This window comes from Bilophila sp. 4_1_30 (genome assembly GCF_000224655.1).
Taxonomy (GTDB): Bacteria; Desulfobacterota; Desulfovibrionia; order Desulfovibrionales; family Desulfovibrionaceae; genus Bilophila; species Bilophila wadsworthia.
On sequence record NZ_JH114231.1, the window covers coordinates 1491642 to 1497996 of the forward strand.

Genomic DNA, 6355 nt, shown 5'->3' on the forward strand with positions numbered 1-6355 from the left:
TCAGAAAGGTTCTTCCTCCCCCTCCCCAGTCTTCATCTCCCCTACTCCACTACAACCCCAAACTTCGCAAGCACTGATACGGGCATGGCGAAACGGGCGGTCTTGAGGGGGTCGACAATCTGGGAAATACGGGCATGACCGCAGAGGCTCATGAGCATGAGGGCCTCGTCCGCATTGAGAGACGTCTTGGCAAGAAGGAAATCGTGCATGTACCCCGTCGAGGCATGGATCGCCCCGTCCACGGTTTCGGCGCTGGCGAGGAAAGAAACCTCATCGCCGTCGTGCAACAGCGGACACGGCAAGGATGCGCCCTTCTCCAGCGAAAGATCGAGATCCACCTCGCCGAAAACTTCAAGGCCGGTTACGGAGACTTCCCCGTCGCCCATCGCCGCGTGCAGATCCCCAAGGCCAAGATACGCGCCTTTCACGAAAACGGGCAGACGCAGGATCGCGCCCTCACGGATGCCGATGGTATCCATGTTGCCGCCATGATCGCCCGGCGTGCCGCAAGGCACCGCCTCGCCAGCCGGAGCCACGCCGATGACCCCGATCATGGGGTTCAAGGGGAGTTCCACGCCCATAAAAGTGAAATGCCCATCCGCTATGGGACAGATGCGCGTGTCCCCCTTCACCCGATCCGGCAAGGCTCCTGCGCCCGGCGCGGTCATGAGCGCCCCGGTCTTCTCAGGACGGATGGCCCGGATATGCACGCGGAGCACGTCGCCGGGTTCCGCCCCTTCCACCACGATAGGGCCGGTGGCCGGGTTCACATGCGAAAAATTGAGCCGGGCTTTCGGTTGCCCATCCTCAGTCACTTGCCCGTTGAAACAATCGCAGGTCTCCACGGTCAGCGAACAGGGTGCCGTCACCGTCGCGACGGGTTCGGAGACGCCCAAACTGTAGACATGACGCTCACGAGTAATGCGCATAGCTTCTCCTCAAAGACGTGCCGGAAGCGGAGACCGCCGGCGGAAAAATCCGTCCGGCGGCCTCAAGCGTTCCGAGAACGGAAACGATTACATCATGCTCTTCTTGAAGGCATCGGGAACTTCCTTGTAGCCCTTGGACTTGATGTAGCCAAAGACGATGCCCACGGCAAGCCAGCTGAAGCCGAGGATCTGGGTCAGATGGTCAAAGCCGCTCCAGACGTACAACAGGATGAGCGTACCGGCCAGAGGGTAGACAAGGTAGTTGACGAGGTCCATACCGCTGCGGCGCTGTTCCTTCACAAAGAAGAACCAGATCACCGCGAGGTTCAGCATCATAAAGGAGCTGATCGCGCCGAAGTTGACGAGCTTGGTGAGCTGTTCGTCGGTGAAGATGATGGTGCAGGCCAACGATACCACGCCGATGAGCAGAATGGCGACATACGGCGTGCGGAACTTGGGGTGCACCTTGGCGAGGGCACCGGGCAGCAGCCTGTCACGGCCCATGGAGAACAGCACACGGCTGCACGCGGCCTGCGCGTTCAGGGTGTTGGCGATGCCCACGGCAAGGATGTTCACCACAAGCAGCACGATGCGGAACCAGTCGCCGATGGCGACGGCGCAGGCGTCGAACAGGGCCGTGGAAGCATTGAACTTATTGTAATCAGGTTCAATAAGGCAGACGATGTAGGTCTGGAGGAAGAAGACCGTACCGATGACGACCAGCGCGATCAGGATGGCGCGGCCCACGTTTTTCTCAGGTTCGGAAACTTCTTCAGCCAGCGTGCTGATGCCGTCAAAGCCGGTAAAGTTCAAGGCCGCAATGGTGCAGGCCGTGGCAATGAAGGTCAGGTTGACCTTGTCCGCCTGATAGATGGGGGTCATGGTCAGCTCTCCGGCGCCTCCGCCGCCGAGCACGTACTTGAGGCCGCCGATCACGATGATCAGGACGATGCCGATTTCAACGACGAAGAAGAACATGTCCACGCGGGCCGTGGTCTCAATGCCCTTTATGTTGATAGCCGTGTTCACGGCGATGAAGATAAGAATCCAGACCCAGCCCGGGATTTGCGGGATGAGGCTCTGGCACCAGTTGCCGACAAAGATGTACAGCAGGCTGGGAACAAAAACATAGTCAAGCAGAATGAGCCACCCGGCGAGGAAGCCCACATGCGGGTTCACGCCGCGCTGCACGTACGAGTACACGCTCCCGGCGATGGGGAAGCGTTTCGCCATCTGGACGTAGGACAGCGCCGTAAAGAACATGGCGCAGAAGCCGACCAGATACACGAGAGGCGCCATGCCCTGCGCATCCCGGTTCACGTATCCGAAGATACTGTGCGGGGCGATGATGACCATGAACAGCAAGCCGTACACGGTCAAATCCCACAGGCTCAGAGTACGGTGCAGTTCCTGCTTGTACCCGAATTGTTCGACGGACCCTTTTTCTTCAGCCATTGTAACCTCCACAAATGTTGACTCAACGCTCGCGGCACGAAACAAACGCGCCGGAACGTCCGCCCGTGGACCCTCTCCCCGGGCGGGCTTCCCTCCGGAAACGATGGGGCGCGCCCCCTCGCTTCCCTTATACAAAACGGCCCGCCCTCTCGGGTGAGGCCGTCCCCTCTCGCTTCCCCCGTTTTCCCCGTTCGGAAAACTGGAGATATATTTTTCCCCTCCTTCATTGGAAGGAGGAAAAGCAATCACGGGAGGAGAGCCACAAACGGGTTCTCCTCCCGGAATTCTTACAACAGCGGCTTATCAGCGCGCTTGGGCACGGAGATGCGGAGCACGATTTCCACAGGACAAGGCTGGCAGCCCTGATTGATGCACACGTCGCCCTCAAGGGACAGGTACAGATAGGCGTCCGTGGGATCGAGGCCGTAGGCGGCGCAGACGAGTTCCTGCATCTGCGCGGAGGCGTCGATAAGCGCGGAAGTATAATCCTTGCGGGCACTCACGACATGCCAGGCATCGGCCGTTTCGATAACGGGCCAATCAAGCTTGCGGCCCTTCAGCACGCTCACGCGGACGGTGATGACTCCGCCGATTTCAAGCCCCGTGCCGCACAGTTCGCAGTCGCCCATGACGGCATGGATATCGCCCATCTGGAGCAACGCGCCTTCAACCTGCACAGGCAGATACACCCGGCTGCCCGCAGTGAGCTTCTTGGAGTCCATGTTGCCGCCGTGCTTTCCGGCATAGCCGCAGGCGATGGGTTCTCCAGACGGGGCAACGCCCATGACGCCGATCATCGGGTTGATCGGAATGATCAGGCCGCCGAGTTCCGTCTTGCCGTCCTTCACGGGAAGGATGCGGGTACGGTCCACGCACCGATCATACAGAGGGCCGATGTTCGGAATCGTGGTGACGGCGCCCTTATCCGCCACTTCAACGGACAGCACATCCACGACGAGCACATCGCCGGGCATGGCCCCTTCCACATAGAGCGGCCCCGTCGCCGGGTTGGTGCGCGAAAAGTTGAACGATTCACCGACAATGTCTTCTTCCGTGCAAACCTGGCCAGAATAACAATCCAGTGTGCGGAACGAGAATTCATCCCCGTCTTTGGCGCGTGCAATGGGTTCATTCGCCTTGTCAAAGGCATACACGTATTGAGTGAGTTCCGTCATGATACCCTCCTTGGTAGGCACCTGCTCGAGGCAATCGATCAGGTTTTGAATCTTCGCTCACAATGAGATGAGGAGTATCTTAGACCTTTTAAATCCGTTTGTCATTGTATAAATAACATTTAAATTAAACATGTTACATATGAATAGCATTCTTGGTTTTCCCTTGTCTGACCATATGATACGAAACGGCAACAAGTTGATGATGAAACCCCGCGCGACTTTCATGGGCTTATATGCTACACGGTGACGCGCCGCACAAGACGGCTCCTTCCGGCACGCGGCCGCGTACCGGGCGACAATGCAATCCCGGATCGACCTCCCATGCAAAGCAAGATCGGCTGTTATATCATCGCCGTCGCCGTCATCACGGTATGGAGTACGACGTTCGTCTCCACCAAAATCCTCCTGCGCAGCCTTAGTCCGGAGGAAATCATGTTTTACCGGCATGTGCTCGCCTACCTCGTCCTCCTTGCCGCGTATCCGCACCGTCATCCGTCCGGAGGATTTCGTGAGGAACTGCTGTTCGCGGGAGCGGGGATATTTGGCAGTACCCTTTATTTTCTGACGGAAAACTATGCCCTCAAATACAGCATGGCTTCCAACGTCGGGCTGCTCCTCGCGACGACGCCCATGCTGACTGCCATAGTGGCCCGTTTCCTGACGACAGGAGAGCCGTTCAACAGGCAACTCGCCGCAGGCTTCTGTATTGCGTTTTTGGGTGTTTTCCTCGTCATCTTCAACGGGCACTTTATCCTAAAGCTTCATCCGATAGGCGATTTCCTTGCCATTGCCGCAGCGCTCTCCTGGGCGTTCTACTCCACCCTCGTCAAAAAAATCGGCAATCGCTACAACGGGATCTACATCACCCGTAAAATCTTCTTTTACGCTATCGTCACCATGCTCCCGGTTCTCGCGTTCGGCGATTTCCGTTACGACTTTTCACGCCTCTGGCAGCCAAGTACCTATCTCAACCTGATCTTCCTCGGCGTCATTGCATCTTCGCTCTGCTTTTTGATTTGGAGCAAAATCATTTGGAAAATCGGCCCGGTCGCGGTCAATAATTTCATTTACCTTATGCCTCTCATTACGATGCTCGCCTCATGGCTGCTCCTCGACGAACATCTCACGCCCATCGCCATCGCAGGGGGCCTCGTCATCCTGGCCGGGGTTTACGTATCCACGAAAGCCGCCCATAGGAAAAAGTAGAACTCGCACCCCCCCCAAAAGACAAAAAGGCCGTCTACCATAAAGGAGACGGCCTTTTACTTCATTGGATTCGGGTATTATTCCGCTTTTTTCTTTTCGCGGGCCTGCTGAGCCTTCAAGACATTCGCCTGAAGCTTGTTAAGCAACTTGCTGCTGATCAATTTCTGTTCCGGACCATAGCCGCACAATTTCTTATATTCTTCCACAGTCAAATCGTGGCTCTGAATATGCTTGGTGGTCAAATTTTGAAAGGTCTTACCGCAAATGCAGCAAGCGATTTCCTGCTCGGAGATAGCTTCTTCCGGTTTCACCACCAGATTGCGGCGAGTGTATTTTTTCTTGGGAGCGCTTGGCTCGGAAATGGCTTCTTCTTTCTGAGCGTCTTCCGCACAACACAACGATTCGGAGAGCGCCTCAGAATCCATGCCCGCGAGCTTGTTATTAGCCTGAATAAGGCCCGCCTTCATGACCGTAAACTGTTCAATAAGAAACTGAGCCGGCTGTTCGGGGTATCTATCCATAACGAGCTTAAGAAGTTCGGCATCGCTGATCATCATATCAACTCCTGTAAAACGTAATCACAATGTGCGGGTCATACCTAAGCCATTTTTGTATCTCTGTATATACCCTCTCCCAGAGGAATACATTTTTTCCATGAACAAAATCTGTTTGAATATACAGAGACGCTATCTTCATCTTTCAGAAAATTACCCAATATACAAGTCAATTCCTTTGAGAATGCTCTTATAATTTTACTTTGTTTTCACATATAAGGAAAAATAAATATTCATCCAGGGTAGTTATTGGGAATATTTTATAATAAAAGACACTGTGTTATACTCAAAAAGATCTGAGCTAAAATATACTTAGCAAAAATAATCCAGTTCACACATAACCATAACGGCTTATATCTGGTCCCCCTCTAATACAGAAAGGGTGAGGGTACGGTCCCTTTTCCGCGTCAACAACTCTTTCATTATTCGAATAAATTTTAGAAAATCAGACTATGGGTTTTACAAACAGAGAGCATCTCAAAAAATTGATATTTCGCACTCTTTCAAAACACCTCGTATACCGAATATCAATAAGCATTTTCAGTGAAAAACCTTTTCTATCCCCGGCTCGCCTCTGGACAGTATTCCCCATCACAATCGTATTTCCAAAACGAAGCTAGCTGCCAATCCCACTAGGAGAGTACGTATGGGCATCATCTCTCCTCCACGCCCATCCCTTGAGCTCCCCAACTTCAAAAAGTTGACGTCCCCACCCAAAGGGGGAAGGAGTAAAGCTCCTTCCCCCTTTTTTTATATGCCTCAGGCTTTACGTAGCTGGGGAGGAGTTACCGAGAACATCCCTACCCGTTTCCTGCCCTTTCTTTATGAAAACGGCATGAGAGCTGTGCATCTCCATAAGGGCATCTCTCCGCCTTACTCGGAGGTTTTCCGGGGCCTCTGCCGGGCAAACCGGTAAGGCTTGCGAGAAAAGGGAAGAGGGGAAAAACTAACGCCGATTATGGAGCGAACCGGTGCATAAAGCCGAAGGAAACAGAAGCTGGGGGGAGGAGGAGAACCGGAGGAGGGGGGGGGAAAA

General features: G+C 54.4%; 5 protein-coding genes. 1 reads left to right on the plus strand and 4 read right to left on the minus strand.

Annotated features, from left to right (window positions below):
- Positions 1–41: 41 nt before the first annotated feature.
- The 3 genes from HMPREF0178_RS06655 to HMPREF0178_RS06665 form a co-directional block, all read right to left on the minus strand.
- On the minus strand, positions 42–929 hold the full coding sequence (locus tag HMPREF0178_RS06655) for an acetamidase/formamidase family protein (protein WP_009380071.1): 888 nt from the start codon (positions 927–929) through the stop codon (positions 42–44).
- 87 nt (positions 930–1016) lie between these two features.
- Positions 1017–2384, minus strand: coding sequence for an APC family permease (locus tag HMPREF0178_RS06660; RefSeq protein ID WP_005030204.1), 1368 nt, complete (start codon positions 2382–2384; stop codon positions 1017–1019).
- 287 nt (positions 2385–2671) lie between these two features.
- On the minus strand, positions 2672–3559 hold the full coding sequence (locus HMPREF0178_RS06665) for an acetamidase/formamidase family protein (protein ID WP_009380072.1): 888 nt from the start codon (positions 3557–3559) through the stop codon (positions 2672–2674).
- A 321-nt stretch (positions 3560–3880) separates the two neighbouring features.
- On the opposite strand from HMPREF0178_RS06665, the gene HMPREF0178_RS06670 reads away from it, so the two are divergent.
- Positions 3881–4765 (plus strand): DMT family transporter, encoded by an 885-nt coding sequence (locus tag HMPREF0178_RS06670; protein WP_009380073.1) that lies wholly within the window; start codon positions 3881–3883, stop codon positions 4763–4765.
- Between the two features lie 77 nt (positions 4766–4842).
- Here HMPREF0178_RS06670 and HMPREF0178_RS06675 read toward each other — a convergent pair whose 3' ends face one another.
- Entirely contained in the window at positions 4843–5322 is a 480-nt protein-coding gene (locus tag HMPREF0178_RS06675) for a MucR family transcriptional regulator (RefSeq protein ID WP_009380074.1), read from the minus strand.
- Positions 5323–6355: the final 1033 nt, after the last annotated feature.